Annotated in this window: 22 protein-coding genes; 7 read left to right on the top strand and 15 right to left on the bottom strand. The window is 46.1% G+C overall.

Annotated features, from left to right (window positions below):
• Window positions 1-182: 182 nt before the first annotated feature.
• From ACTRWF_RS11610 to ACTRWF_RS11550, 13 genes are all read right to left on the bottom strand, one after another.
• Window positions 183-1,412: a porin family protein gene (locus ACTRWF_RS11610; RefSeq protein ID WP_278344428.1), complete on the bottom strand. Its 1,230-nt coding sequence runs from the start codon at window positions 1,410-1,412 to the stop codon at window positions 183-185.
• A 281-nt stretch (window positions 1,413-1,693) separates the two neighbouring features.
• Complete coding sequence (locus ACTRWF_RS11605) at window positions 1,694-4,180, bottom strand: TonB-dependent receptor domain-containing protein (protein ID WP_462835587.1); 2,487 nt, start codon at window positions 4,178-4,180, stop codon at window positions 1,694-1,696.
• 120 nt (window positions 4,181-4,300) lie between these two features.
• Complete coding sequence (locus ACTRWF_RS11600; protein ID WP_462835586.1) at window positions 4,301-6,082, bottom strand: insulinase family protein; 1,782 nt, start codon at window positions 6,080-6,082, stop codon at window positions 4,301-4,303.
• Window positions 6,083-6,184: 102 nt separating this feature from the next.
• Complete coding sequence (pqqE, locus tag ACTRWF_RS11595; RefSeq protein ID WP_015068010.1) at window positions 6,185-7,345, bottom strand: pyrroloquinoline quinone biosynthesis protein PqqE; 1,161 nt, start codon at window positions 7,343-7,345, stop codon at window positions 6,185-6,187.
• The gene (gene pqqD / locus ACTRWF_RS11590) at window positions 7,335-7,739 is read right to left on the bottom strand and encodes a pyrroloquinoline quinone biosynthesis peptide chaperone PqqD (protein WP_015068009.1); all 405 of its coding nucleotides are present in this window, start codon (window positions 7,737-7,739) and stop codon (window positions 7,335-7,337) included. The genes pqqE and pqqD overlap by 11 nt, the downstream gene beginning before the upstream one ends.
• Window positions 7,739-8,494 (bottom strand): pyrroloquinoline-quinone synthase PqqC, encoded by a 756-nt coding sequence (pqqC, locus tag ACTRWF_RS11585; protein ID WP_015068008.1) that lies wholly within the window; start codon window positions 8,492-8,494, stop codon window positions 7,739-7,741. Before pqqC ends, pqqD begins: the two co-directional genes overlap by 1 nt.
• A 2-nt stretch (window positions 8,495-8,496) precedes the next feature.
• Window positions 8,497-9,417, bottom strand: a complete 921-nt coding sequence (gene pqqB / locus ACTRWF_RS11580) for a pyrroloquinoline quinone biosynthesis protein PqqB (RefSeq protein ID WP_015068007.1) — start codon at window positions 9,415-9,417, stop codon at window positions 8,497-8,499.
• A gap of 72 nt (window positions 9,418-9,489) precedes the next feature.
• Window positions 9,490-9,561: a pyrroloquinoline quinone precursor peptide PqqA gene (gene pqqA, locus ACTRWF_RS11575; protein WP_071953288.1), complete on the bottom strand. Its 72-nt coding sequence runs from the start codon at window positions 9,559-9,561 to the stop codon at window positions 9,490-9,492.
• A 104-nt stretch (window positions 9,562-9,665) separates the two neighbouring features.
• Window positions 9,666-11,534, bottom strand: coding sequence for a leucyl aminopeptidase (locus tag ACTRWF_RS11570; RefSeq protein WP_202941941.1), 1,869 nt, complete (start codon window positions 11,532-11,534; stop codon window positions 9,666-9,668).
• Window positions 11,531-12,313: an ABC transporter permease gene (locus ACTRWF_RS11565; protein WP_015068005.1), complete on the bottom strand. Its 783-nt coding sequence runs from the start codon at window positions 12,311-12,313 to the stop codon at window positions 11,531-11,533. The genes ACTRWF_RS11570 and ACTRWF_RS11565 overlap by 4 nt, the downstream gene beginning before the upstream one ends.
• Window positions 12,313-13,035 (bottom strand): ATP-binding cassette domain-containing protein, encoded by a 723-nt coding sequence (locus ACTRWF_RS11560; protein ID WP_278384172.1) that lies wholly within the window; start codon window positions 13,033-13,035, stop codon window positions 12,313-12,315. The genes ACTRWF_RS11565 and ACTRWF_RS11560 overlap by 1 nt, the downstream gene beginning before the upstream one ends.
• Complete coding sequence (locus tag ACTRWF_RS11555) at window positions 13,026-13,991, bottom strand: PQQ-dependent catabolism-associated beta-propeller protein (RefSeq protein WP_462835585.1); 966 nt, start codon at window positions 13,989-13,991, stop codon at window positions 13,026-13,028. Before ACTRWF_RS11555 ends, ACTRWF_RS11560 begins: the two co-directional genes overlap by 10 nt.
• Window positions 13,988-15,337, bottom strand: coding sequence for a type 1 periplasmic-binding domain-containing protein (locus tag ACTRWF_RS11550; protein ID WP_462835584.1), 1,350 nt, complete (start codon window positions 15,335-15,337; stop codon window positions 13,988-13,990). The genes ACTRWF_RS11555 and ACTRWF_RS11550 overlap by 4 nt, the downstream gene beginning before the upstream one ends.
• 184 nt (window positions 15,338-15,521) lie before the next feature.
• Here ACTRWF_RS11550 and ACTRWF_RS11545 point away from each other — a divergent pair, with 184 nt between their 5' ends.
• The 3 genes from ACTRWF_RS11545 to pedF all read left to right on the top strand — a co-directional run bounded on the left by ACTRWF_RS11545 (window position 15,522) and on the right by pedF (window position 19,393).
• The gene (locus ACTRWF_RS11545) at window positions 15,522-16,430 is read left to right on the top strand and encodes a substrate-binding periplasmic protein (RefSeq protein ID WP_020744227.1); all 909 of its coding nucleotides are present in this window, start codon (window positions 15,522-15,524) and stop codon (window positions 16,428-16,430) included.
• 381 nt (window positions 16,431-16,811) lie between these two features.
• The gene (locus ACTRWF_RS11540; protein ID WP_024016903.1) at window positions 16,812-18,599 is read left to right on the top strand and encodes a PQQ-dependent methanol/ethanol family dehydrogenase; all 1,788 of its coding nucleotides are present in this window, start codon (window positions 16,812-16,814) and stop codon (window positions 18,597-18,599) included.
• Window positions 18,600-18,895: 296 nt separating this feature from the next.
• Window positions 18,896-19,393, top strand: coding sequence for a cytochrome c-550 PedF (gene pedF / locus ACTRWF_RS11535; RefSeq protein ID WP_015067999.1), 498 nt, complete (start codon window positions 18,896-18,898; stop codon window positions 19,391-19,393).
• 142 nt (window positions 19,394-19,535) lie between these two features.
• Here pedF and ACTRWF_RS11530 read toward each other — a convergent pair whose 3' ends face one another.
• The gene (locus ACTRWF_RS11530; protein WP_462835583.1) at window positions 19,536-20,468 is read right to left on the bottom strand and encodes an AEC family transporter; all 933 of its coding nucleotides are present in this window, start codon (window positions 20,466-20,468) and stop codon (window positions 19,536-19,538) included.
• A 274-nt stretch (window positions 20,469-20,742) separates the two neighbouring features.
• On the opposite strand from ACTRWF_RS11530, the gene ACTRWF_RS11525 reads away from it, so the two are divergent.
• The 4 genes from ACTRWF_RS11525 to ACTRWF_RS11510 all read left to right on the top strand — a co-directional run bounded on the left by ACTRWF_RS11525 (window position 20,743) and on the right by ACTRWF_RS11510 (window position 25,016).
• Window positions 20,743-21,861, top strand: coding sequence for a 7TMR-DISM family protein (locus ACTRWF_RS11525; protein ID WP_232362981.1), 1,119 nt, complete (start codon window positions 20,743-20,745; stop codon window positions 21,859-21,861).
• A complete protein-coding gene (locus ACTRWF_RS11520; protein ID WP_232362980.1) occupies window positions 21,861-22,484 on the top strand; it encodes a GGDEF domain-containing protein in 624 nt (207 codons plus the stop codon). The genes ACTRWF_RS11525 and ACTRWF_RS11520 overlap by 1 nt, the downstream gene beginning before the upstream one ends.
• A 67-nt stretch (window positions 22,485-22,551) precedes the next feature.
• Window positions 22,552-23,670 carry an adenosylhomocysteinase gene (locus tag ACTRWF_RS11515; protein ID WP_015067997.1) on the top strand — a complete coding sequence of 373 codons (1,119 nt, stop codon included), beginning with the start codon at window positions 22,552-22,554 and terminating at the stop codon, window positions 23,668-23,670.
• A gap of 140 nt (window positions 23,671-23,810) precedes the next feature.
• The gene (locus ACTRWF_RS11510) at window positions 23,811-25,016 is read left to right on the top strand and encodes a M24 family metallopeptidase (protein WP_462835582.1); all 1,206 of its coding nucleotides are present in this window, start codon (window positions 23,811-23,813) and stop codon (window positions 25,014-25,016) included.
• A gap of 26 nt (window positions 25,017-25,042) precedes the next feature.
• Here ACTRWF_RS11510 and ACTRWF_RS11505 read toward each other — a convergent pair whose 3' ends face one another.
• Window positions 25,043-26,746 carry a protein adenylyltransferase SelO family protein gene (locus ACTRWF_RS11505; RefSeq protein WP_462835581.1) on the bottom strand — a complete coding sequence of 568 codons (1,704 nt, stop codon included), beginning with the start codon at window positions 26,744-26,746 and terminating at the stop codon, window positions 25,043-25,045.
• Between the last annotated feature and the right edge of the window lie 34 nt (window positions 26,747-26,780).

Raw genomic sequence — 26,780 nt, 5'->3', positions numbered from 1 at the left:
AGGAAAAGCGAGAGTGAATCTCGCTTTTTTATGTCATATCTTTTAGCTTAATTTTAATTTCTTATTTAAGTGCAAAATTAATCAGTTTTTTATCATTAATTAAATGAATCGAGTAATTTTTAAATTTCAGAGTAATTAGATATAAGTTCAATGTTAAAATATGACTGATTTTTAATTCTCAATTAAAAGAACACAGTGCCACCTAGTTGAATTAGGGTTAAGTCTTCTGCGCTGTTATAAATTCCTTGCGCAGATTCTGAACCATCAATATCTAAACTTAGGTTTTCGTATTTCGCGTACACCAAGAAGCGCGATCCAAAATATTGTTCTGCTGCAACGCCCCACTGACTAAGCTCTGAGCCGGTAACGCCATCTAAATGAGCCATGCCGTATTGGTCGTTATAACTGGCATATTCAGCATAGAAAGCAGAATCACCAAAGCGATTAAACTGTTTTCTAATGCCTGCTTTAAAGTAATAGGCATCCGTATCGTCACCCGAGCCAACAATTGCGTCGTCAGCTTCTTCCATCTGATAAGTGGCTACCCCAAATACTCCTGATTCAAGATGCATGACGCCAGCTTGCAGTTGCAGCGTAGTTGAACTGTTGCCGCCAACATTGCTACCGCCATCTTTATTCACTGAGTAACCTGCGTGAAGGTTAGTTTTGAAGCCTTCGTGCTCAGCCGCATACTTAACCGCAATATCGTAAATTTCGTCGTTTGCATAACCGACCGCAATACTCACGTTTCCCATTTGAGGAAGATCGTAGCGCACGCCGTTGCGATATATGCCGTTACAGTCAATACCAATACCCAAGCCAGGCGTAGCTAAGCACTGAGCAAATTGACCCCACGCGACATTGGTTGAACCTTCTTCTACGCCTCGAATAAAGAAGCCATTTGCTCTAAATAATGGAGAAATTCCCGACCAGATTGTGCCAGAAGGATCGGCTAGAACGGCAATGTTATCGGTGGGAAGGCTTTGTAAACCAATGGTGATTTTACCCCAGTCGCCACCAAAGTAGAGGCTACTGCCCAACAGGCCTATGTCGCCGCCATTGAAGGTGTCTAAGTTATCCTGATTGGCAAACAAAAGCGGGGTTTGATGGCCACCACCGGCGTAGTTCGGTGCGCCTGAAAGAGGTTCAATAATGACCTCAAAGCCCACGTCCATGCCTTGTTCTTCCAGTTTATAATTCCCTGAAAGCGTAATACGGCTGCCTAGCGTTGTACCATTGTCTGATAGTTGTGCCACATCACTACCCACACCGTCGTCATAATAGGTTAAGCCTTCATTTATCCATCCAGAGATATTCCATGAATAGGGCTCGTCTTGGGCAAAGCTATGGCTACTGACCGTGCTTAGAATGGCAATAGATAAACAGGTTTTTGTAAATGTATTCTTTTTCATTTTACTGTCCCAATATTGGAAGTGTTGATTAATTACAGTGGTTTTTTATTTTTATTTTCGACTGGTTTTAATGCTTTCGGTGTCCAGTAAATTGATAATAGGTTTTATTGAATTTTGAACCATCGGCCGTAAGGCGTGTTAATCTCCTTCTTTAGTAGCGGGAAAATTAAATGTATAAAGCATGAAAAACGCGACCACTGTGAGAAAGTAAGTCGCGTTTTTTGATTTTTGTCTCAGCTTTTATGTCGATAAAAACGCGTGTGGTAACAACTGCTATCTTATTAGAATCTTGCTTTTAGATTCACACTGACCATTCGCGGTTGTGCGGGGCCCACGAACTGTGCACCTTCTACGTCGGGGTAAATGTCTTCTAACACCTCATCGGCCTCGCCATACGTGCCAAAGGTTTCATAGTCTTTGTCGAACACATTGTTCACACGTAGCGATGCGGTAAATGTGTCGTTGAAACGGTACGATGCATAAACGTTTGCAATAACGTATCCGTCTATCTTTTCATTTTCGTTAGCCTCATCGCCCCTAAAGTACTGATTCGATGCTGAAATAACTTCTGCCCCTAAACGCGCTTTATCCGATAAGGCGTAATCTGCGTAGAGCTTGACTAAATGCTCTGGCTGGCCTGGAATTTTGTCACCTGGCGTTACGACTCGGTCCGGACCCTGAGGGTTAAAAGGGCTAAATGACGTGAATGTCGATTCATAGGTTGCGTTAAGGTAGTTGTAGTTTAATCGGTAGGTTAGTTTTTCCCACGTTGAGCCTACGCTGAACTCAACGCCCTGACGCTGGGTTTCATCAACATTAATAAAGTATCCGCGAGAGGCAACAGAGCCAGCCTGTTGAAATATTATGTCGTCCTTACTTCTACTGTGAAAAACATTTAGCATAAGGTCGACGTTATCTATGCGCGTGGTGTAGTTCGCTTCAATCGTTTGGGTGACCACCTGATCAAGAGGAGGATCGGCCACAAATCCATTCGGTAACCGACACGGGTCGTCTTCATCTGCACAGCTTAACTCTGCGGGGCTTGGCGTTCTTGAAGACTGGCTGATTGCAAGATTCAAATGGCTTTGTTCATCAATAGTAAAGTCTACACCTACCGCAGGGTTAAATTGGGTAAAACGGTGATCGCCGTCTAATGAACCTTCACCGTCATCAATCAGGTCTTCCATAACAATATGGTCTCGGTTAAAACGTCCACCAAGATTGAGTGATACGGCTGAAGAGAGCTGTGTACTATTCATGAAAAATAGCGACCATGCGGTGGTGTCTACATCTAATCTAACCCTGGCTTCTTGTGCCATGAGCCCGTCGATGGGTAAAACGGTGCGTGAGTCTTGTGCAGATTCGTTTTCCAAAATACCAAATGTAGTATCAGCGGCGTAGTTAACATCTCCTTTGGTGTAGCTGGCACCAACAATTAACTCTGAACTGAAGCCGCTTAAGGCATATTGTTTTGCTAGCTGAAAAGATAACCCAGTAGCTTTGGCGTCTGTGCGGCCCGTATTGTATGTACCATCAAGTTCATCTGCGTCCACATTTGATATTTCGGCAAGCGCGGTGTCGTCATCAAAGCCAATAAATTCAACCGCTTCTATATCGTCGCCTTCTCCTACAACAGGCAAGTCATCGTCATCATCGTCGTCGCCATCACTATCAAGCGGATCATCGTCGTCATCGTCATCATCTTCAAATTCACACAGTGTTACGCGTCCATCAGCGAACTGGCAGGCACCAAAATCACTGTCATCGCCGTTGATTGATTGAGTTTGTGTGTCGCGATAAAACATATTGGCGGTTAATGATAAGGTGTTAGTTAAAACGAAATCACCGGTTATATTAACGTGCGTAAGTTCGTTGTTAGTCTGATCGGGGTGGGTGTAGACCGCTTCTCTGCCTTCAATATCCAGCAGTTCAATAGGTGATGCACCGTTGCCAAGTAATTCGTTATCGGCCATAAACAGGTTCATGTCGAGATGCATCTTGTCACTTTTATAAGCAAGGGAAGTAAATAATTGCTGCACTTCAGATGGCGAATAGTCGCGCCAGCCATCTTCCTCATAGTGATTCAGGTTCACGTAATACGCCCAGTGATCGTTATTACCACCCGATTCCACAGACGCGGCTTTCTGGCCGAATTGTCCAGCCTGTAAATCTATTTCATTGGCGTTGAAGCTAAACCCTGTTTTCGTTGTTAGCGCAAGGGCGCCGCCTAACGTGTTCTGGCCAAACAGAGGGTTTGAACCAGAGTATAAAGAAACGGTATCTATAGCATCTAAAGGCATTAGGTCCCAATGCACAGTATCGCCAAACGCTTCGTTAACCCGACCGCCGTTTAGGTACACCGAAATGCCCTGAGGTAGGCCAAGCAGCGGAGAGGCAGTAAACCCGCGGTATTGAAGGTCGGGTTGGAACGGATTGTTCTGAACATCGTTTAGGTTCACGCTCGCAAGCTGAGTTTTGAGTAGCTCCGGTAGTGAACGGTTGACGCTCCCTTCAATGTCATCTTGAGTGAGTGTCTGAACGTTGCCAAATACAGCAGAGTTATTGCTGTTGGCGCTAAGCGGCGTCGCTCCCTGCACCTCTATTACCTCGTAGCGGTCCATTGCATCGTTAGCTTCTGCAGCAGGGCTAAACGCATAGGTTACTGCGCTTGCAATAATCGCAAGAGCAAATGGTGAACGGGCAAGTTGGTGTGATGGGAAATGTGTAACGTTTTGGCTCGAGTTTTTAGTAGAAATTCGCGTAGGCATGGTCTTGACTGCTTCGTTATTATTTATGCTTTCAGTATTGCCTTAACCATTCCCTAAAAATATCCTCCTTAAGTGGGAGGAAGTATCATAAATTGGTAGCAGTGTTTTTTCCCGAATTCCCTACGAGAGAATCGATAAAACCTTATGGCACCAGTTTTCACGCTCTGTGATATTTGTATCGCTGGCACCAAATAGAAAAAGGTTATTTTCATAGGTTGCAGCGCCCAGTGCATAGCATTCACCCGAGGTTCTTGGTTGCCAAAAAAGCTGGTCTGACAATACCTCTTGTAGTCTTGCCTGTTGATAGAAAGCAATACGGTACACCCAGTGCGAGGCCAAATAACTAGTTGAATTTGGAGAAGCTGACTCTACAGCTATTGAGGGTGATGTGATGGAAAGCGGCGTGAAGTGCGAGGCAACTTTTTCAGCGTTAAAGCGTTTTAAATTGGTGGTATTGTTGGCGAGAGGCCGCAATAAACGCGGAAGTGCAGGTAAGTGCTCTAACGTAACAAAATGTCGATATTCAAAAGCAAGACGCGGCATTAAAAGTGACTGGTCATTATTGTAAGCGCTGGCCTGCGCGGCAATGCCCTTACGTGCCTTTTTAATCCGCTCGCGAGCGATTGACTTTTCAGGTGAAGATAGAGCCCCTAGGTAGGAGTGCGATACCTTATTAACACTCGCTAAATAAACGTTTTTGGTGGCACAGTCTTTGGCGGCAGACTCGTTCGAAGACAACGCATCCGTTAATTGCGCAAAATAGCGAATAGCCGCCCCCACACCTTCTGCGTGTTTATCAGTGTCTGGCATCGGCTTTGAAGGCCTAATATCAAATGAGGCGAGACACGCGGATACCACATGTTTTAGACGTTCAAGCCTTTTATTGTTATCACCCTCTACTAGCTTGTGTGTCAGTTTCTTTGAAAGCCTTGTTACAGCTTCCCTCGAAAAATCGCTTGCTTTATCTTTGAACGCATCTTTTGTAACGAGGCGAATTGCGAATTTACCTTGTCGATTGTTTTCGGGGTCTATAAATAAGGTGTTTTCAGGCCCTGCTGCAGTGTTAAGCGTTGCTTCTTGCTGTTGTAAGCCTTTAAGAAAACATTGGGGAAACCACCAAGTTAATACATGTCTTATTGATTCGTTTTCGCCTTTTGTCGTTTGCGCATCAAGAGAGGCTTCTTTGTCTGAATGTGAGTGTTCGCATTGAGGTGGGTGCTGATTCAGAGGGGCGTTTCTGTTCAGGGTGGATTCTTCGTTCAAAGCCGCTTTCTCGCTCAAGGTTTTTTCAGCGCTCAGGGCTGTCATTGAGCTCAGGGCTGTCACAACCTCTTTGCACTGCTCAAAAAGTTGGATTGAATTACTGTAAACCAGCGTGGTGATATTGCTTGGCTGATACCACAGGCGTTTGTAGTCTTGAAGCGCTTGAATGCTATTGCTGCCTATGGTTTGTGTAAAACCACCTGCGTGTTGATAGGCATTTTTATCGGTATCGGCTAATCGAATAGCGGCGTTTAATGCATAGTCGCTGTTTGCCTCTAGCATGGCGAGCTCGTTAAAAATAACTCCGTCACGCTCTAAGGTAATCTCATCGCTACTGTAATCTCGGTTAAGCAGGCCACAGTACAGGTAATTTACAGCATCAAGCAGTACATTCGCTTTTTCAGAGGTGGCAAAAAAGAAGGTGTATTCCGCGAGTGTGGTTGCGTTGATAGTGACCGGAAGAAGTGTATTGGCCGTAAAAAGCTCGTGAGCAGCAGGGTATTGATGAGAGCGTCGAAAGCTCATGTGCTCAGCTAAATGAGACAGCCCAGTGTGGCCTGCCGCAGGGGTTTTAAGCGCAAAAACAACGCTATGCGCTTTTGACCCAGAGCCGGCATCAATGAAATGAAATTCAGACATACACTTTTATCATTACGGGTTAACGGTATCTCTTTTTGTTTCGTACTTATTGCAGCGCATTTACCTTCTCGTACTTATCGCAGCGCATTTATCTCCTAGCGCTTACCTCGTAGCACTTACTTCTAAGATGGGAATCGATTTTTCCACCTTCCGATACGCTAGAGCCTTAGACGGTGCAGTACCTGCTTTATCGGTAATGCCTTTCATTAAATGGTGATCGGGCGACTTACTGCAAACCGGATCCGTCTTATACATATCACCTGTTAGCAGGTAGGCCTGACATCGACATCCGCCAAAATCTTTGTCTTTTTCATCGCAGTCCCTACAGGGCGACGGCATCCAACTATCGCCACGGAAATGATTAAAGCTAAAGTCTTGATGCCAAATATCGTGCAATGAACGTTCTTTCACGTTGGGAAAAGACAGAGGTAATATCTTCGCGCTGTGACACGGAAGGGCACTGCCATCTGGCGTTACGGTTAAAAACGTAGTGCCCCAGCCATTCATGCAAGCCTTAGGGCGAGATTCGTAATAGTCGGGCGATACAAATATGAAGGTAGGCCCTTTACCGTTTTGCTGCGCTCGATAGCGGTTCACTGCGGCCTCAGCGTCCTGTAGCTGCTGTGACGTAGGCAGCAAATGGTCTCTGTTTTCATAGGCCCAGCCGTAATACTGTACGGTAGCCAGCTCGACAAAATCAGCATTTAGCTGCTCGCTTAACGCCATCACGTCTTCTATTTCGTGAATGTTCTGCGCGGTAATACAGAAGTTAAGCACCATAGGGTAGTCGTATTGTTTTACCAGCTTCGCAATTTTAAGTTTTTGTTCAAATGAGTGGCGCTTATTGCCTATTAAGTCGTTTACTTCGGCATTGGCTGCCTGAAAGCTCAGTTGAATATGGTCGAGCCCGGCTTCTTTGAGTTTGGCAATACGTTTCTCTGTCATGCCAATGCCAGAGGTGATCAAGTTGGTGTAAAAACCCAAAGCCCGCGCATAAGCGACTAAGTGCTCCAAGTCTTTTCGAAGCAATGGCTCTCCGCCAGAAAAGCCCAATTGCACGGCGCCCATTTCCCGCGCTTCACGCAGCACACGCTCCCAGTGCTCTGTAGAGAGCTCATTGAATGTTTCTTCCATGTTTACTGGGTTGGAGCAATACGGGCAATGCAATGGGCACTGATAGGTAATTTCGGCTAGGAGCCACAGCGGTGGCGTTATGCTATTTGGTTCGTCGGTTTGTAAATCAACGTCTGTATCATTCGTCATAGCGGATCCACTTCTTTTGCTCGGCATGAACCAGAAATACATGAACATCTTCTTCTAAGTCATCAGGTGCATCAGGGAATGCCTGGCGAAGTTCAGCACAAATGGCATTTTCCGTATTGTTGCCATCTACACGCTTAAGAATTTCTGCTGCAGAAGGGTTAAGTTTGATCATTCCTTCGGGGAACAACAAAACATAACAACCCTGAGCTTTCTCGTACTGCATGCGAAAAAGCGGATTTAAAGAAGCTGTTTTGTCTCTTGTGCCGCAGCCCTCGTTGTTGTGACTGCTGCTATTTTCAATGTTGTCTTCCGGGGTATTTGAACCAATGTCATCATCACCGACGCTATCAGCATCTAAGTGGTGTTGGGTTTGTGATTGTAAATTCGACATCATTAAAACCTCCCTTTATGGCACACCCGCTGGTCGGCAATACCATCGAACGGCTTTCTCTTATATTCATAGGCAAAGCAAATGGCATCAGCAATGCTCCACAAAATATCAATTTTGAACTGCAGTATATTGAGCGCATGTTCTTGCTGTTGTCGGGTAACAAAGTGGTCAAGGGTAATCTGCAGGCCATGCTCTACATCACGGCGCGCCTGACTTAACCGCATTTGAAAGTAGGTAAAGCCTTCACTATCAATCCATGTATAGTGCTCAGGCCAGGTATCTAATCGGCTTTGATGTATTTCAGGGGCAAACATTTCAGTTAACGATGAGCAGGCAGCCTCTTCCCACGACGCACGGCGGGCAAAATTCACATAGGCATTCACTGCAAACTTAACCGCTGGCAACAGGTGTGTTTCATCAAGCATCTCGCTGCGGTTTAAGCCTACCGCTTCGCCCAATCGTAACCAGGCTTCTATGCCGCCCAGTCCGTCTTCACCTTCCCGTCCATCATGATCGATTATTCGTTGGATCCAAGTTCTGCGTACCGATTGATCTTCGCAATTTGCTAAAATTGCCGCGTCTTTAACCGGTATCGCCATTTGATAATACAGTCGGTTGGCCACCCAGCCCTGAATCTCATCAACGCTGCAGTGTCCTTCATTCATACGTTTATGAAACGGGTGATGAATATGGTAGTAAGCGCCTTTTTCTCTCAGTTTTTGTTCGAATTCTTGTCTAGACCATGCGTGTTCTGTCATTACTACACCTCAATTTCCATGCCGTCGTAAGCCAATTCAATACCTTGCTCACACAGGCTGTGATAAGCATTGGAGTCTTCGTCAAGCACGCGATTTGTGTTGTTGATATGAATAAGTACTTTACGCTCAACGTTAAATTCATTTAGCAGCGCAATGGCTCCGCCCTTTCCATTAACCGGCATGTGTCCCATATCAGTGCCCAGCTTGTTGCTAAAGCCGTGAGCTATCATTTCTTCATTGGCCCACAGCGTACCGTCAAATAGCACGCAGTGAGATTCGCGCATTACTTGTTTTACTGTGTCGTTTGCCTGCATACATCCTGGCGCGTAAAAAAGCACGTTGCCCGTGGTGTCGTCAGTTATCTTCAGGCCGATATTGTTGCCCGGCACAATGTTGTCGCGATACGTCGAATAAGGGGGCGCATTAGACTCTAATACCACGGGTTGGAAAGTCAGGCCTTCTGCCCCCTTTGGTACAAAGCGTTGGTGATAATCGGTATTAATTGAATGCTGCTGTAGTCCGCCGCGCCAGTGTTTTAATACGGTAAAAAGCGGGAAGCTGGTGGTTAGGTCTTCGGCCACAACATCGGTACAATAAACGGGAAGGGGTAAGCCTTCGCGCAATGTTAGCAGGCCTGTAGTATGGTCTATTTGACTGTCGGTAAGCACAATTGCGCTTATGCGTGTGCCGCGAGACACATGGTCCTCGGGCCACAGCTGCGGGTGGCTATTTATCTGCTCCCGTAAATCAGGGGAGGCATTAATGAGAACCCAGTTGTTGCCGTCACTACTGACAGCAATACTCGACTGTGTTCTGCTTTTCGCCTTTATTTTACCTTCGCGTAAACCCTTACAATTTGGGCAGTGACAGTTCCATTGCGGAAATCCACCCCCAGCGGCAGCACCAAGAATCAATACGTGCATAACAACTCCATACTACAAGTAAAAAAAGGCTGCATCGGCAGCCTTTTTGTTCATCATCCCAGAGGGCGTTGCCTAGCGGTTATTGATGTAAAGAGTTACTTCAAAACCAAGGCGCATTTCTGTGTATTGGGGTTTAGTCCACATAGTTGTTCCTCTTCTTTATGATTAAACGCATGACTGAGTATATGTTGAATATGTGTTAACAGATATCCTCCTAAGGGAGGAGAACTGTCATGAATTTTGATGATTTATTGATTATTTTTGATAGCGCAGCTGCTTAAGTAAGATAACAGCAAAGGGATAGGGCGGCCGGTCGCCGATAACGATTTGGTGTAGGTAAAAGCGGTTCCTGCCACATCGAGGTGAGCCCACGGGGTGCCGTCAGCAAAACGAGAGAGAAAGCAGCCTGCCGAAATAGCACCGGGAGAGTTTATGCCCGTATTCATCATATCCGCGTGCTGAGAGGTAATGGCGTCTTGATATTCTGGCCAAAGTGGGAATGGCCAGCACCTGTCATTAGCCAGTTCCCCAGCTTCAATTAATGCGCTTTCAAGCGCAGAAGAGTTGCTAAAAAGCGCACTGGCCTTGTGCCCCAGTGCGCTAATAGCCGCGCCGGTTAGGGTCGCAACATCAATAATAACCGAAGGGGAGAACTGTTTCGCGTAGCTGATTGCATCGGCCATAAGCATACGCCCCTCTGCATCGGTACTCATGACTTCCACGGTTTTTCCTGAGTGCATAGTAATAATGTCACCCGGGCGATAGGCTTTGCCATCAATTGCATTATCGGCGCTCGCCACAATTCCAATAATATTTATATTTAACCCCAGCGTGGCAACCGCCTGAATTACGCCCAATACACAGCCGGCGCCTGCCATGTCGTAAATCATATGGCGCATATCAGGGCTGCGTTTTAACGTTATGCCGCCGCTGTCAAATGTGACGCCCTTGCCAATTAACACTACTGGCGGTGCATCCTCTAAACCTTTGGCTGTATAGCGAAGAATAGGCATGGTGGCAGCAAACTGTGAACCTGCATTTACCGCTAAATAACCATTCATGCCTAACTGTTGTAACGTACTCTCGTTAAGGATATCGCAGGAAACCGTGCTAAAGGTTTGTGCCAGGTGTTGAGCTTGTTCGGCCAAATAATACGGCGTACATAAGTTGGCCGGCATGTGGGCGAGATCTTTAGCCCAGGTCATCGCGGCATTAAGGGCTGATTCATAGCGGATAGTGTGTGAAACGAGATGCTTTTGCGCGTTAGTAAAATGCTTGGCATCTAATGCAAGAGACAGCGTGCCGTTATTATTGTACTCACTAATCTCGACATTATTTTTCTCTTTGTCAGTGCTACTCCCGGGCGCACTGACCGCGTCGCTATTTGCATCGCGAATTTGATTATCGAGTTCCGACATTTTATTCGTCTTATAGCCCTTAAAGTGATAGCCGTGCTTGAAATAGCTTCTAAGTAGCGCACTCAGAAACTGTGAGTGGCTCGCAATGATGTTAACTGGATCACTGCTTACTGTTTCAGTGGTAGAAAGCGCCATTAACGACAGCTTTTCCAATGTTACCGACACGCTTTTGAGCTTTTTAAACAATGCATCGAACTGCTGTTCTGCATAGCGAAATGCTGGCGCGTCATTTTGGCTCAAGTCACTGCTGCTTTTTGAATTAAACGCAGAATTTGAATCGCTAGCGTAGCTTGAGCGGTTAACCATGGAGGGGTCATTAGTTTTAGATAAAGTCGAGGCACGGCTAGAGACGTTGGGTGCATCTGACGCTTCAAAAACCGCAAAATCGACACCATAAAACAGCACCCGTTTTATATCAGCTAATTGTTGTCTAATTTCGTTTTGTCCGCTGTTTTCAGTATCAGGGATGTAATTTGTTTTAAACGCCTTAAGGCCTTGTACGAATACACATTGGCCTTTATTTCCTGCAAAGTTTTCATCGTCAAAAACCTGCTCAATGTATGCCTTAGCGGGTGTTGAAAAGTGAAAGAGTTGGCTCGCCAATAACGTGGGTGTAGTTAAAATAAGTAAGCAGTCACTATCGTCTAACGTTTCAAATTTATTGCTTTCATTAGCCCAGATTAGGTTTGCTTTTATCACGAAAAGCGCCCTTTTGAGGCTTTGGGGCGAAAGCTTCTCACAGCGAAAATAAACGTGATGGCTGTAAGGCAAAGTACAACAGCTAGCGCGTTGTGTTCGAGTTTTTCATAGAGCGCAAATCGCAATAATTCTACGCCGCTACTAAAGGGGTTAAAGGCACAAATTTGATAGAGCCATTCGCTGGCCTCACGCATTTTCCAAAGCGGGTATAAGGCGCTTGATAGAAAGAACAATGGGAAAATGACAAAATTCATTACCCCTGCAAAGTTTTCGAGCTGCTTAATATAGTTTGCCAGTAATAAGCCTAACGAACCTAAAAACAATGATAGTAGTGCGATAACAGGCAGCGCATAAACGTACCCCAACGCAGATAAGCGTACATCTAGCAATAGCGCAAAAGCAAAGAAGATATATACCTGAATAGCGCTTACCAAGGTGTTGGCTATCAGCTTACTGCCTAGCAGAAAAGGGCGGGGAACCGGGCTTAACAGCAAAACTTTCATGCTGCCCATTTCTCTGTCGTACACCATGGACAGTGAACTTTGCATACTATTAAAAAGTACTATCATGGCGGCAAGCCCAGGTACAATGTACTCTTCGTACAAAATATAACTCTCGTAAGGCTCGGTCATTGAAAGACCCAAGGCCGAACGAAACCCTGCGGCAAAAACAAATAGCCAAAGCAGCGGGCGCACCAATGCACTTAACAGGCGTGTACGTTGCTGCCAGAACTTCAGCATCTCTCGGGTAAGTACGCCCACAAAACAGCGCCAATACATCAGGAGCCTTCCTGCATCAAATGCTGCCAAAGGTGCTCAATATCCTGTTGATGATACTTGGCTAACAAGGCTTCACATTGGTCATGGGCTAACACTCGCCCTTTTGATAAGACTATCAGATTGTTATTGTGCTTCACTTCCTCAAATAAATGCGTGGCCCACAGTACACTTACGTTTTGGGAATGAGCGAGTGCTTGTACTACCCGCAAAATAAGATGACGGGATTCTATGTCTAGGCCAACGGTAGGCTCGTCTAGTAGGAGTAAGGATGGCTTGTGAATAAGGCAGCGAGCTAACTCGACCCGACGTCTGTGCCCGCCATTTAAGTTGCGAATTTTTGTGTTGAGCTTACTCGTAAGGTCGAGCTCGTCGAGCAGGCCTTGAATATGAGATAGCGCGCTAGTGGTACTTATGCCGTGGAGCGAAGCAAAGTAGGACAAATTTTGTTTTACTGATAAGTCGATATCTAAGGTGCTTTGTTGAAATACCACGCCCATTTTCGCCATAATACTTGTGCGAGATTGAGACAGGGTAGCACCATCAAAGGTAATACTACCTTGCGTGAGCTTTTGCAGGCCCGTAATAAGCGCAAATAAGGTGCTTTTGCCTGCGCCATTTGGCCCAAGCAGCATGGTTAAGCCTGGTTTTAGGCAAAGACTTATATTGTCCAGCGCGTGGTGGCTGCCGTACTGATGTGAAACCGCTTGAACCGCTATTTCCATTTAACCGCCACGCCCCAAGGGTATCGCCCCACTTTTACCGTATGCTCTACGTTTAACGTGTGGGTATTGATGACAGAAACATCACCGCTCACACCGTTAGTGGTCAGCAATAAAGATTGATCTTGGTTAAACGCTAATTGCCACACTCGTCGCCCAACCAAAATGTAGTCTTCCACTTCAAAGGTATCGGTATTGATGACCGCTATGCGATTCGCTGGACCAAGCGCCACAAAGGCGTAGGGCTTATCTTTCATAAGCACAATACCCACTGGCTGAACCTTGTCGCGATAAACGCCTTTAATGGCAAAGGAAAGGGTCTTCACTTTTTGCTTAGTAGCAGTATTGAAAATACTGACAGTTCCACCTATTTCCGAGCTTACCCAAAGGTACTTGTCATCTCTGGTAAAGTGGGCATCTCTGGGTCTTGCGTCAACCAAGCTATTTGCAATATTTTCGTGCGTTTTGGTATCTATCCAGTGCACCATGTTAGTGGTTTCTGATGTGACGACCATCATGCTGCCGTCGTGACTCACAGCCAGCCCCTCTGGCTCTACGCCTACATCTATCTGAGAAATAACCTGCGCCGTTGGAATGTCGATAACAGTAAGAAGGGCATCGTCTTCATTAGCTGTGTAAATAGTGGTGCCGTTAGGATGTAATGCTATGGTTTCAGGATCTGCACCTGAGGGAAGATCGCCCACTATGGAATGGGTAGACAAATCCATAATTTGAATGCGATCAGCATCAGAGGCACAGATATACGCGTGGGACTGGTCTGCACTTAAAATAAACCCTCGGGGTCGCTCTCCAACCTCGATAGTTTCAACCACATCAAATGTCGTCATATCAATGACAGATAGCGTGTTGTCTTTTTCGTTAGTGACATACGCTTGAGGAAGTGCAAAGGCAAAGCTTGCCATTAAATTGCCAAGCAAGAGTGCAAAGCGATAGCTCATAACTTGTCCTTACAGGTAGTGTGTGTTGCGCCTAATGTGTCCAGTTCGTTGGTTTGGTGCAGAAAGCCTTCAAGGGGCGCATGAGTCACCAATGCGTCTTCGTGGGCCAGCGCAATAGGCTGACGAAATTGGTGGGTGTGGGAGCGAATAGAAAGGGGGCGACCTTTATAGGCACCCAGCGTGTAGTGGTCGCTAAGCAAGGTTTTAAGTATTCCCTGCTGCGTTAAATCGCTTCCTTGCTGCGCAGCATTTGCCACCGCAGTTACTGCAAGATACGCGGCGAAGTCGACTTCATTCATGTGTCTGTTAAACCCGTCGTTAAAACGGCTTTGAAGCTGACGGGCGCCCCATTGTTCGTGGGTAAAATGCCAACCTAGCGCTTTCAGGCCGGCAGCACCTACCACAGGTACGGGATAATAGGTGTTAAAGGGTAGGCTATACGCGAATTGCGCCGCGCTATCGGCGGTAAAAACAGCCTGATAGGTTTCTGTTGTTCGCGTAAATTGAGGAATTTCAGCAAAGGCAGCCCTGCGTAAATCAAAACTGTCCTGCCACTGTTTAGTTTCAACCAGTGAAAGCTTGAATTTTTTAGCGCTGCGTTTAAACGCGGCTAGGTATGCAGCATCGTCAGCGGTTTTTCCGTAAACTGCAAATATCTCGTCAATACGCTTAGTGCGAAACCACTGGGCTAGCGCGTCGGCTTTCATCTGATAACTGGGGATTGTATGAAACAAGGGCAGGCGACATGAATTTTGTCTCAGCAAATCATCGCTATTAGCTACGTTAAAAAATACGGCATTAGGAAGCGTGCTTTGTATAGTGGCAATCAACTGCTCAATTGAGGCAGTCTTTACCTTATCACTGCTTTGCATATCCAGTAGTACAACGGGTGCAATGTTGCCTTGCCGATTGCTGCTTATTTCTTTGTGATTTGCGTTAGCACTTGAACCAGAGTGCTGGCGTGTTTTAGCTAAAGATGCTTGCAGTTCGCCGATAGAAGGCACATTGATTTCAGTTAACTCAAACTGATAACCAAGAAATTTCCCCGTGATATTGGCATCCTCTATCGCCACACTTGCGCCAGCTGTCCCCTCATTGCTGGGGGACTTTAAATAGTCTGGTGTGCCTGGTGGAGATGTGCCTGCAACTTTTATGTAAATGACCACAATAGTGGCAAAAGAGGCCTGTGGTGCAGTTTGTTGGGCCTGAGAAGATTGCGCTTCATTAAATGCGAGCGCGCTGTTTAAAAACGACAACAGAACGCAGCAAAAAAGTGACGCTACACACTTTTGATAACGCTTACCGGTTAATCGTCTTTCAACCGTGCTTTTTACACCCTTTGCCATATACCACCCCGAGCTCAGCTGCATGCTTTTGCTGATATCTGTTTGTCTGACATAAGGGTATATGGCAATTTTCCCGAAGAACATCCTCCTAAAGGAGGAATGCTATGGCGCTAAAGTAGCATTAGTAAAATCACCCTAACCCCTTAGTATGCTTAAGAAGTTCGATTGAATAAGTGGGTAAGCTGTGCAGTTAGTTAAACCTTTTCGAGTTATTTTCATTTTACTCTGCCTGATAACGGGTTCTGCGCTTTCTGCCTTCGGGGAAGCAAGATCGTTAGACGATATTAAAGACAGCGGTTTAATTAGAATTGCGGTGTACACCGACTATCCTCCATTTTCATTTATTGAAAACGATAGCCCCACAGGTATTGATATTGATATCGCCCGTGAAATCGCGAGCGCCCTTGATGTTGAGCTAGAACTGATATGGATGACACCAGGTGAAACGACAGAAGACGATTTCAGAAATTACCTATGGAAGGGCCATATTATCCACCGCATTAAGGCTGATGTGATGATGCGCGCGCCTTACGACCCCAGTTTTTCTCAAAAACGTGACGATGTGGGCTTGTTGGTTAATGAGCTCGTTCATATGTTTGCCCCCTATCAGCGTGAAAGCTGGCAAATCATTCACAACACGCAAACCTTGCCCGAAGTGGAAACCATGGGCATGTTTCAGTATCACACGATTGGTGCGGAAATAGACAGCATTCCCCACTTTTACCTAACGTCAGCGTTTGGCGGCCGATTGCGAGAAAAAACATCGCACTATGGCTCAAACGCAGAAGCGTTTGACGCGATGAAAGCGGGAACCGTCGAAGCGGTAATGGGGTTGCGCTCGCAAATATCCTACCTCAGTCAGTTTGTTGATAACGAGCAATATCGCCTTGCAAGCAACGCGTTTCCGCTTATTGGAAAGCAAAAGTGGGATATAGGACTTGCTGTTCATACTAATTATCGCGCGCTAGGCTATGAAATTGGTGATGTAATTACGCGAATGGTGGTAGACGGCGATATGCAACGCCTATTTGCAAAATACAACACCGTTTATGAGATGCCGCCTTATTTTTCAGGGAATGAAAGTTCAGAATAAGATAATTCAGTATAAAAGGATCTGACCAAAAGCGCTCAGAACAATAGCACTTTAAACAATAGCACGATGATTAACGGGCTTCGAATTACAGCTTTTTGAACACTAGCATGTTAACCGGTAGCACTTAGGCAGTAATTCTATTGCCGGCAGCCTTCATATCTTTATCACTGCTATCATTATTGGAATAGCGCTTTTATTTAAAAAGACGTGAAAGCGTAAAAGCGTTAAACGAAAGGGAAAATAGCCCTTCATTCCTCCTCCTAAAGGAGGAGTCAAATCACTCCGCTGTTGCATAGGCATCGACATCCCCCCTAGCTATGCTAATCCTAACGAATAGTCTGAAACAGACCATTTATGGCCTACATGCAACTAGGAACCGTTATGAATAATAATATGCCAATTAAAAAACTTGCCCTATCAATGTTGATTTGTGCAAGTGCGTTAACTCCTGTCCATGCTGTTGTCACCGACAAAGATATTCAAAATGACCACAATACTACTGACGATATAGTGACGTATGGAATGGGCTTAAAAGCTCAGCGCTATAGCCCGTTAACCGCTATTAACCGCGATACCGTAGAAGAGGTGCGTCCTGTATGGGCCTTTTCGTTAGGCGGTGAGAAGCAGCGGGGGCAAGAGTCCCAGCCCATGGTCAAAGATGGCGTGATGTATGTAACCGGATCTTACTCTCGTGTGTGGGCCATCGATGCGAGAACTGGTGAAGAGCTATGGCAATATGAGGCGCGTTTGCCAGACGGCATTATGCCTTGCTGTGACGTTATAAACCGTGGCGTTGCGCTTTACGATAATCTGGTCATATTCGGCACCTTGGATGCCAAGTTAGTAGCACTTGATAAAGACACGGGTAAAACTGTTTGGAAGAAAAAAGTTGAAGACTACCGAGCGGGCTACGCCATTACTGCGGCGCCTATTGTTGTTGACGGAAAAGTCATTACAGGCATCTCCGGTGGTGAGTTCGGTATCGTCGGTAAAGTGTATGCTTACGACGCGAAGTCTGGCAAACAGCTGTGGGTTAGACCTACCGTTGAAGGGCACATGGGTTATCTATGGAAAGACGGTAAGAAAACCGAGAATGGTATTTCAGGTGGCGCGCCAGGTAAAACATGGCCTGCTGATTTATGGAAAACCGGTGGTGCAGCAACGTGGCTAGGCGGCACTTACGACTCGGACACTGGTTTACTTTTCTTTGGAACAGGTAACCCTGCACCGTGGAACTCTCACCTACGCCCTGGCGATAACTACTTCTCGTCGTCACGCTTAGCTATCGACCCTAATACAGGGAAGATTGTGTGGCACTTCCAAACTACGCCACACGATGGCTGGGACTTCGATGGTGTAAACGAGCTTATCTCGTTTGATTACCAGGAAAACGGCAAGACAGTGAAAGCGGCGGCAACCGCCGATAGAAACGGCTTTTTCTACGTTCTTAATCGCGAGAACGGTGATTTTATTCGCGGCTTTCCATTTGTCGACGAGCTAAACTGGGCAAAGGGACTCGATGAAAAAGGGCGACCCATTTACGTTGACGCTAACCGCCCAGGAAGCCCTGCACAATCTGCTGATGGCAAACAGGGGGAGCAAGTTGTAGCGCGCCCTGCATTTTTAGGGGGAAAAAACTGGATGCCAATGGCCTACTCTAAGGACACAGAGCTGTTTTATGTGCCTTCAAATGAATGGGAGATGGATATTTGGAATGAGCCTACCGCTTACAAAAAAGGGGCAGCGTACCTAGGCGCGGGTTTCACCATTAAATCAGTGGATGAAGATTTTATTGGTGTACTTAAAGCGATTGACCCTAAAACAGGTAAAACGGTGTGGCGCTATAACAACTTCTCTCCACTATGGGGCGGTGTGTTAACTACAGGTGGTGGTTTGGTATGGACCGGTAACCCTGAAGGTTATCTTATGGCCTTTGACGACAAAACCGGCGAAATGGTTTACAAGTTCCAAACTGGCTCAGGTATCGTTGGCTCTCCTGTGACATGGGATATGGACGGTGAGCAGTACATCTCTGTACTATCTGGATGGGGCGGCGCAGTGCCATTATGGGGCGGTGAAGTTGCAAAACGCGTTAAGCACTTCAACCAAGGCGGCACCGTGTGGACGTTTAAATTGCCCAAGCGCTATCAGCAGGTGGCAAAAAACTAATCTTAGCTGAGCAGTATATAGTGATTAATACATGGCCAGCGCCAACGTGCGCTGGCCATTTTATTCATCACCTTTTCATTCATCTGTTGGCAAGGTAAGTCTTCATCATTTTTATGAGCGTTATTTCGACTCTAACTTTAGTATTAATGTTGAAGCAGCAAGAGTAAGCCAGGCGCTTCCAGGGGCTATCATTGTGGCCTCCTACCAAAGGAGGAGCCTTTCAAAACCAAAGTAGAGTTACCCCTTATTTCCTCGTACGTATACTTAATTCATAGTCTTTTGAGGATGTATGAATTATGAAAACAAAAATATCGATGTTGTTTGCTGCACTCGTGGTAACGGGCTTGTCTGGCCACGTGCTTGCACACGGAAATGTTATCCCTCAAGGAGCAGATAGCTCAGAAATGCCGCCAATCACCGATGGCGATGAGTCTGAAAATGGCTGGGTGTTTGAAAACCCCTACCGAAGCCTAGACGACGACACCAAAACGAAAGTTATCAAATTTGGTGAATCAGCTTATGCAAATAACTGTGCAGGTTGTCACGGCTTGCACGCGCAGTCTGGCGGAATAAACCCAGACCTTCGTGAACTTGATCCTGAAAGCTTTGAAGACGACGAATGGTTCGTTGAGCGCTTGCGCTTCGGTTCGGCGAAAGGCATGCCTGCACTTGGCGGTATTCCTGAAGGTCAAACCGATCCTATCTTAGATCAAGAGACACTTTGGGCTATTAAAACCTACGTTGAAGCACGCCGTGTTGTGGCCATTGAAGAGGGTGAGATAGAAGCAGATTAAGGCGGCGTCTGTTACGCTTTTTCGCCGAGTTAACGTCAAGTTGCCCGGCGCTTTTCGTTTCTAAGCTATGTGGCAACGGGTTCACCGCAGCTGTTTGTTAACCTTTTAGCCCCGCAGTACGTCTAGCGAAGATGCGTCTTTTTTAAACTAACTGTAATTTACTCAGTACCCCAAAGGCGAGGGCGGTAATCGGTAAAGACGCCAATGTGCTGACTGCGATAATACTTGCCGCTAAGCGGTAATCACCCCCTAAGTTCCTCACCATGACATAGCTTGCCGCAGCGGTTGGTGAGATGGCTAATAGAAGAACAATGCCAAGCTCCATCCCTTTAAAACCAAAAGCATAGGCAATAGAAACTAACACCGTAGGATAAATGACGCATTTGCTCGTGGTGCTCAATACAATATTAAACCAGTCACTGGAAAATGAGCGAAACTGCAATGACGCGCCGGTACAAATGAGAGCAAGGGGCAGGGTAAGCTGCGCAAAATACTCACCGGTTTTAACAATCATTTCGGGAAGCTGCCATTCAAAATAGGAAAAGGGCAGGGCAGCAGCAATGGAGATAATTAATGGGTTCTTTGCCATACCCGATACTTGTCCGAGCAATGAGCGTGACGTACCTTGGTAAAAATTAAGGACAAAGACTGACAATACGTTAAATAATATGGTGATACATCCCATATAGACCGAGGCTACAGCGAGGCCCTCTTGTCCGTAGGTATTGGCGCAATACGCAAGACCTATAATGCCCATATTAGCCCTAAAGCCTCCCTGAACCACAACGCCTCGTGCTTTATAGGGCTGAACCGCTACATGGGAAGTTATCATTAAGACAATAAACACAAGTAGTGTACCTATTACTCCTACACCAATAAGGGTTGGGTTGGCGGCCTTGGAAAAGTCTGCCCTCGCGATAGACAAAAATAGCAAGGCCGGTAAAGCGACGTTAAAGACAAGCTTTGAGCCTGCTTCAATAAAACCTTCATTGAGCCATTTAATTCTAAAAAAAAGCCACCCCATTAACAGTAAAATAAGAACAGGAATAAGCGTACTGGTGACAAAGCTGAGCATAAAAAGAACCAGGCCTTTTATTGGATTTCAAAGAGAATGATCTGGAGCTGAACTGAAGTGCAGCGCGTGATAACACAGTATGCCAACGTTCTTCTTTGATGCATAAGAGAAATTTCAAGATACGACAAGAAAAATGCGCAGTGGCCCACATCTTGTGATTAATAAGTATTCACAAACGTGTTTAATAAGCGTAAGTTAATATTTATTAAGAGTTAGGTTTGCTGTTATTGAGAATCGTCCCGCAGATTACCCCGACATTAGAAAGAATAGATATATGAGAGCTTTTCTTTTCTTCGCTGGTTTTGTTGTTTTTAGCATCCTATTGTGCAAACTTGCGCATGCGAAAAGCATAGACCCTTCAGGAGGGATGCAGCTAGTTAATGACAAGCTGTGGATGTTGCAGGAAAGTGGCAGTGCACTCTCTGCCGAAGAGGTTATGGCTAAATATGAAGGCCGGTTGCTCACTAAAAACACATCAGGGCAAGTGAGTTATGGGTTTACGAACAACACTATATGGGGTGTTTTGCCTGTTGATATCCATACCTACGGTGAACCCGTAACGAGCGATCCCCATAATCTATCAGAAAGTTTTCCTTTCTTGCCTTTAGTCATAGAAATAGACAACGCTTGGTTGGACGATATTGACGTGTATTTCTTTGAAAACGGCGAAAGAAAGCATCACGTTACATTGGGCGATAACCAAGTGCACAGCGCGCGGGCCGAGCGCGCTAGAATGCCTTCCGTTTTTTATCGATTTACCCAGCAACAAACTATCGTTGTTTTCAGATTCTCATCTCAAGACCCCATGACCATTCCGGTTTATCTAGGCCAGCCTGTCATCGCCAACGACAAGTCTACTGAAAACGCCTATTTCTATGGTGCGCTTTACGGTTCATTGGTTATTCTTTTGGTTTATAACTTGGTTTTATATAGCTACCTAAAAGAGCGAAGGTATTTACTATATTCCTTGTACCTTCTTTCTTTTCTGGCTTTTAATTTCACCTATACGGGGCACGGTTTTTGGTGGGTATGGTCTGACTCTGTATTCCTTCAGCAGGGGCTTATGCCCACGCTAATGTTCTTTTACCTTTTTAGCGCCGTACGGTTGACCATTGAGTTTCTCAACACTCAACTTTACTTACCTAAGCTTTACCGAAACAGGAAGTACATTTACGGAGGGTTAGGGGCGCTGGCAGTATTGATTATTTTAGTCGGTAGCCGTTCTTTCGCTGTTATGTCACAACTTGTCGTGCTAACTACAATTTCACTTTGGATGTTAGCTATCGGTATTTTTGCTTACAGAAATGGCGATACACTGGCTAAGTTTTTTCTGCTGCGGTACTCTGTGGAACTGGGGGCGCGACGGTATCAAGTCTCGCTACGTGGGGACTAGTGAGCTATTCGAAATGGGCATTTCGCGGTATCGAAATTGGTATGGTTTTAGAAATGTCTTTGCTGTCGATTTCTCTGGCCTTCAATTACAAGCAAGTACAACAGGCACGCTTGAGTGCCGAACGAGATGCGCGATTAGACCCGCTCACCTCGCTTTACAACCGACGGGCATTTGAAGATTTGGTCTATCCCATTTGGGAATTAGGAAAACGCAGTAATAAACACATGTCGGTTTTACTTATCGATTTAGACTGGTTTAAGCGTATCAACGACAAATTTGGCCACGATATGGGCGATAAAGTGCTGCAAAACGTGGCTAAAGAAATAAAGGGCCAAGTGAGAGGGTCGGATATAACCTTTCGCTGGGGCGGTGAAGAATTTTTGGTGTTTTTACCTAATACCCGGGCTAATTACGCCAAGCAAATTGCAGAGAACTTAAGGCTACACCTATTTAGCCATGATATTAATAAGTTGGTTAGGGTGACAGTGAGTATTGGCGTTTCTGGCTCGTACCCGGGAGAAGATGATCTAAACGTTTTGATAAAAGAGGCTGATCAAGCGCTCTACTTAGCCAAAGCCCAAGGGCGAAATAAAGTTGTGCTTTGGAATGAGAGGAAAGAGTAATCGCTGATTTATAAAAACAGAAATCTCACGTATTATTCTGTTTTCTTTTTTTCTAGGTAAGTCTCTCATGTACAAAGATTTTCAAGCAGAGTTGGCGTGGGCCAGCCTGCATATGCCGCGTACTCGCCACGCTATCGCTTCTTTACCTGACCTGTCTAACGTAAAACTTGCTTGTAACATGCACCTAGACTTAAAGATGGCGCCTTTAGTTGAAGGGCTGCTGTCACGTGGCTGCGATATATTCCTTACTACCTGCAACCCTACTACAGTACAAGATGACGTTGTGTCTTACCTTGTAGATAAAGGGGCAGCAGCCCACGCATGGCGTGATATGAGCGACGCTGACTGGTCTGAATCATTCGATAAAGCACTGGCGTGGCAGCCTACCCATTTATGTGAAATGGGCGCGGACCTCACTACCCGACTGCATGAAAACGTAAAAGCAAACAAGCCAGTCCCTAGCATTATATCGGGGTTAGAAGCAACGGGATCAGGCATTAACCGACTAAACGGTATGGCGCCCAATTACCCCATCTTTAACTGGGACGATTTGCCTGTAAAAGAAGGCCTTCACAACAGGCACATGGTGGGCCTAAGTGCATGGCAAACCTTCTTCCAAACCACCCATTTAACGCTGCACGAAAAGCTGGTTGTCGTAATTGGTTATGGTTTAGTGGGGCAGGGCGTGGCGGCATCGGCCAAAGCGTTTGGGGCACAGGTTCAAGTAGCGGAACTTGACCCTGCAAGAGCGCTTCAGGCGAAATACGACGGTTGGCCAGTGGTTGGTTTAGACGAGGCTGCTAGCCAAGCTGATGTTATTGCCACAGCAACAGGTGCCTACGGCGTAGTAAATTCGAAACACCTGGACAGCATGAAAGACGGGGCGTTTATTTTAAACGTAGGTCATGTAGCGCAAGAAATCGATGTGCCGTACCTTAAAAACAACGCGTCCCACAGCGAGCCAATGCCTTATGTAAATGCTTATAAACTGGGTGATAAAACGCTTTATTTGCTGGCTGATGGTTCTATGTTTAACTTAACCGCGGGCTATGGCGACAGCATCAATGCGTTTGACGTGACGTTAGCGGTTATGGCTGCTGGTATAGGCTTTATCGTCAATAAAGGTGCGAAGAGTGAAAAGGGCCTTTATTTACTGCCTGAAAAGGCATGGAAAGGCGCGCTTTAAAGTTCAAGCTGTGAGGCGTGTAATCTAATTAATACGCAAGAACTAAACGAATTGTCGGGGGAGCGACTGCTATCTCGACATTATTTTTGAGTGTTGTAAAGTGAGCCCGTTTTAAAATTTCAGACCTAAGGCGGGCTTTGATGAACACAGTTATCGGCACAAAGACAGCACAACAAGCACTAGATAGTCTTGTCGACATGACAGGCGACCTAACACCCATCACTCTTGCTGAGTATCAGGCCCGAATTGCCAAAGCACAGCATTACATGCAACAGCATGACATAGGCGCGCTTTACTTAAACGCGGGCACTAACTTAGCGTATTTTACAGGCATGCAGTGGTACGCCAGTGAGCGTTTAGTGGGGGCGCTTCTACCCGCAGAGGGGAACGTTGTTTACCTAGCTCCTGCGTTTGAAATTGACTCTTTGAACGAACGCAAAGTAGTGGAAGGGGATATTATCGGTTGGCAAGAGCACGAAAGCCCTTACGCACTTGCCATGTCTATTCTGAATACCGTCAATACGGCGGGTGGCATAAAATTAGGCGTTGATGAATCTACCCAATTTTTTATTGTTGATGGGTTTACCAAGGTGCTGAATGAACCTTGGCAAATTGTGAATGGTTCAGAGGTTACCGCGCATTGCCGCATGCACAAGTCAGAAAATGAGCTTGCGCTAATTCAGCGGGCCATGGACATGACCCTTGCTGTGCACAAAGCCACTGCCAGTATGCTTTATGAAGGTATTACCACCACAGAAGTTGAAGCATTTATTAACGATGCGCATAAGAAAGTGGGGGCCAGCGGTAACTATTTTTGCATTGTGCTGTTTGGTAAAGCAACCTCGTTTCCCCACGGCGTTAAAGACCCGCAAGTATTAAAGAAAAACGACTTAGTATTGATTGATACTGGCTGTAAAGTACATGGCTACCTCTCTGATATCACTCGAACCTATTGTTTCGGTGAGCCGACAGATAAACAGCGTGCACTATGGGAAAGCGAAAAGCGCGCTCAGCTTGCGGCATTTAACGCTGCAAAGGTCGGTGTACCTTGTGGTGACGTGGATAAAGCCGCCCGAGATAGCTTAGCGAAAGACGGCTTAGGGCCAGATTATAATTTACCGGGTTTGCCCCATCGAACAGGGCATGGCATTGGTATGGATATTCACGAATGGCCGTATTTGGTTAAAGACAATCCTCATCCGTTAGCACCTGGCATGTGTTTTAGTAACGAGCCTATGATAGTGGTGCCAAACGAGTTCGGTATTCGCTTAGAAGACCACTTCTATATGACCGACGAGGGCCCAGTATGGTTTACTGAGCCTAGTGAATCTATCGACTCTTTGTAAGTAAACTAAATTAAAGCTGCTCTTTATTACGAAGAGCAGCTGTAGTGTGCAACACCGCCAGCACTGAAAAATTCAAGTGGGCGCAGTTGGTAATACTTGTTCTCTACCTCTTCTGATTGCTCATCATAAGGCGCGGTGAGGATGTTCTGAAGTTCGTGTATTTGTGTAAAGTCATCTTTCTCTGCGGCTTTATAGGCAGGCACAATAAGCCATTCTCGCCATGTGAATTTAGGGTTAGCTTTGCGCATGTTTTCTGCAGTATTAGCCATAGCGTTTGCTACATCATCTTGTGCTTCAGCCTCCTTTTCAATGCGCTGTCGCCAAGCTTGTAGCCAGGCCTCCCATTCTGTCATTACCTCTGCTTTCGGCGGGTAGTAAAAGCTCTTGGTTAAACCTGACATATCGCGAGGTATCGACGATAGCTCTCTAAAAAACAGAGTGTAGTCGACGCCAGTGCGCAACATTAATTGCAGCAGCTTGATAAGCAAGTCGTGGTCGTAGCTCGCAAGGCCAAGTTTTGTTGCCCACATGCTCTCCATAGCGCGTTCCATAACGTCAGAAAAACCGTCGTTAATATCGTTAAGCTTAGCGAGTTGTTCAACGTTGCCTTCAAGTAACGTCATTAGTGAGCGACAGAACATATCAAAGTTCTTTTGCGCCGCTATGGGCTGGTTTAAAAACGAGAAGTGGCGGCCGCCGCCTGTCCAAGGTTGGTAGTCTGCTTCAAAAAACTCACAAAAACCAAATGGCCCGTAATCTAGCGTAAACCCTCCGGCTGCGCAGTTATCGCTATTAAAATTGCCCTGGCAATAACCCACGCGCACCCACTGTGAGACAAGGTTGGTTAATCGGTCTCGAAATAGCTCAGCAAGCCTAATCACTTGCTCTTCTAGCGGAGCAGTTGTATCAATTTCTTTCGCGTACTCTCGCTCGATAAGGTGCATCACGATGGTTTTTAATTCGTCTCGTGCATGTTCATGTTCATCACAGCGAGCACGTCGTGCAAAAAGCTCAATTTGCCCGACGCGTAAAAATGACGGTGCAACGCGGGTGGATATCGCTGTGATATTTTCGACCATTACTTCCGGTTCATAGGAGTGAGAGCCTTCGCGATACCACGGGCGGTCTACCGTGTTTGATTCAGACATAAACAAGCTCAGCGAGCGTGATGTGGGGATTCCCAAGGCGTGCATGTGCTCTTGCACTAAAAATTCACGCACGCTAGAGCGCAATACGGCGCGACCGTCTGCGCCGCGACAATAAGGCGTGCGTCCCGCACCTTTTAACTGCATCTCCCAACGCTTGCCGTTGAAGACCCCTTCCACGATAGAGATTGCTCGGCCGTCACCATAGCCATTACCCGTCCCAAACGGGCACTGCTGCGTGTACTCAGTACCGTAAATAGACAGTGCGTAGCCGGTTGCCCAGCCGAATGATTTCATAGGTGCAGGTACTGCAGAAATATCCCCTGAAAAGAGCTGCGTGAACGCTTTAGATGTTGCCAAACTGTCGTCTAACCCTAATTCGGCAAACAGGGTTTCGCTGTGCGCAATATATTTGGGCGAAGTTAATGGGGTCGGAGTAACCGGCACATAGTGACCAGAGAAAACTTGACGAGGGTTGTGGTCGTTACCGTCTTGGGTTGCTTGAGGGTCGCAATTTAAGCTTTCTAGCAGCGAATAGTCTACGTGCTTTGCGAACTCATCTATTGTATTAATACGTTCTGTCACTCACATCACCTTTCATTTACGTTGCTTTGCGCGC

It is taken from the genome of Alteromonas sp. G5_S2_22_S1 (assembly GCF_054968525.1).
This window is presented reverse-complemented; position numbering and strand designations above follow the sequence as displayed.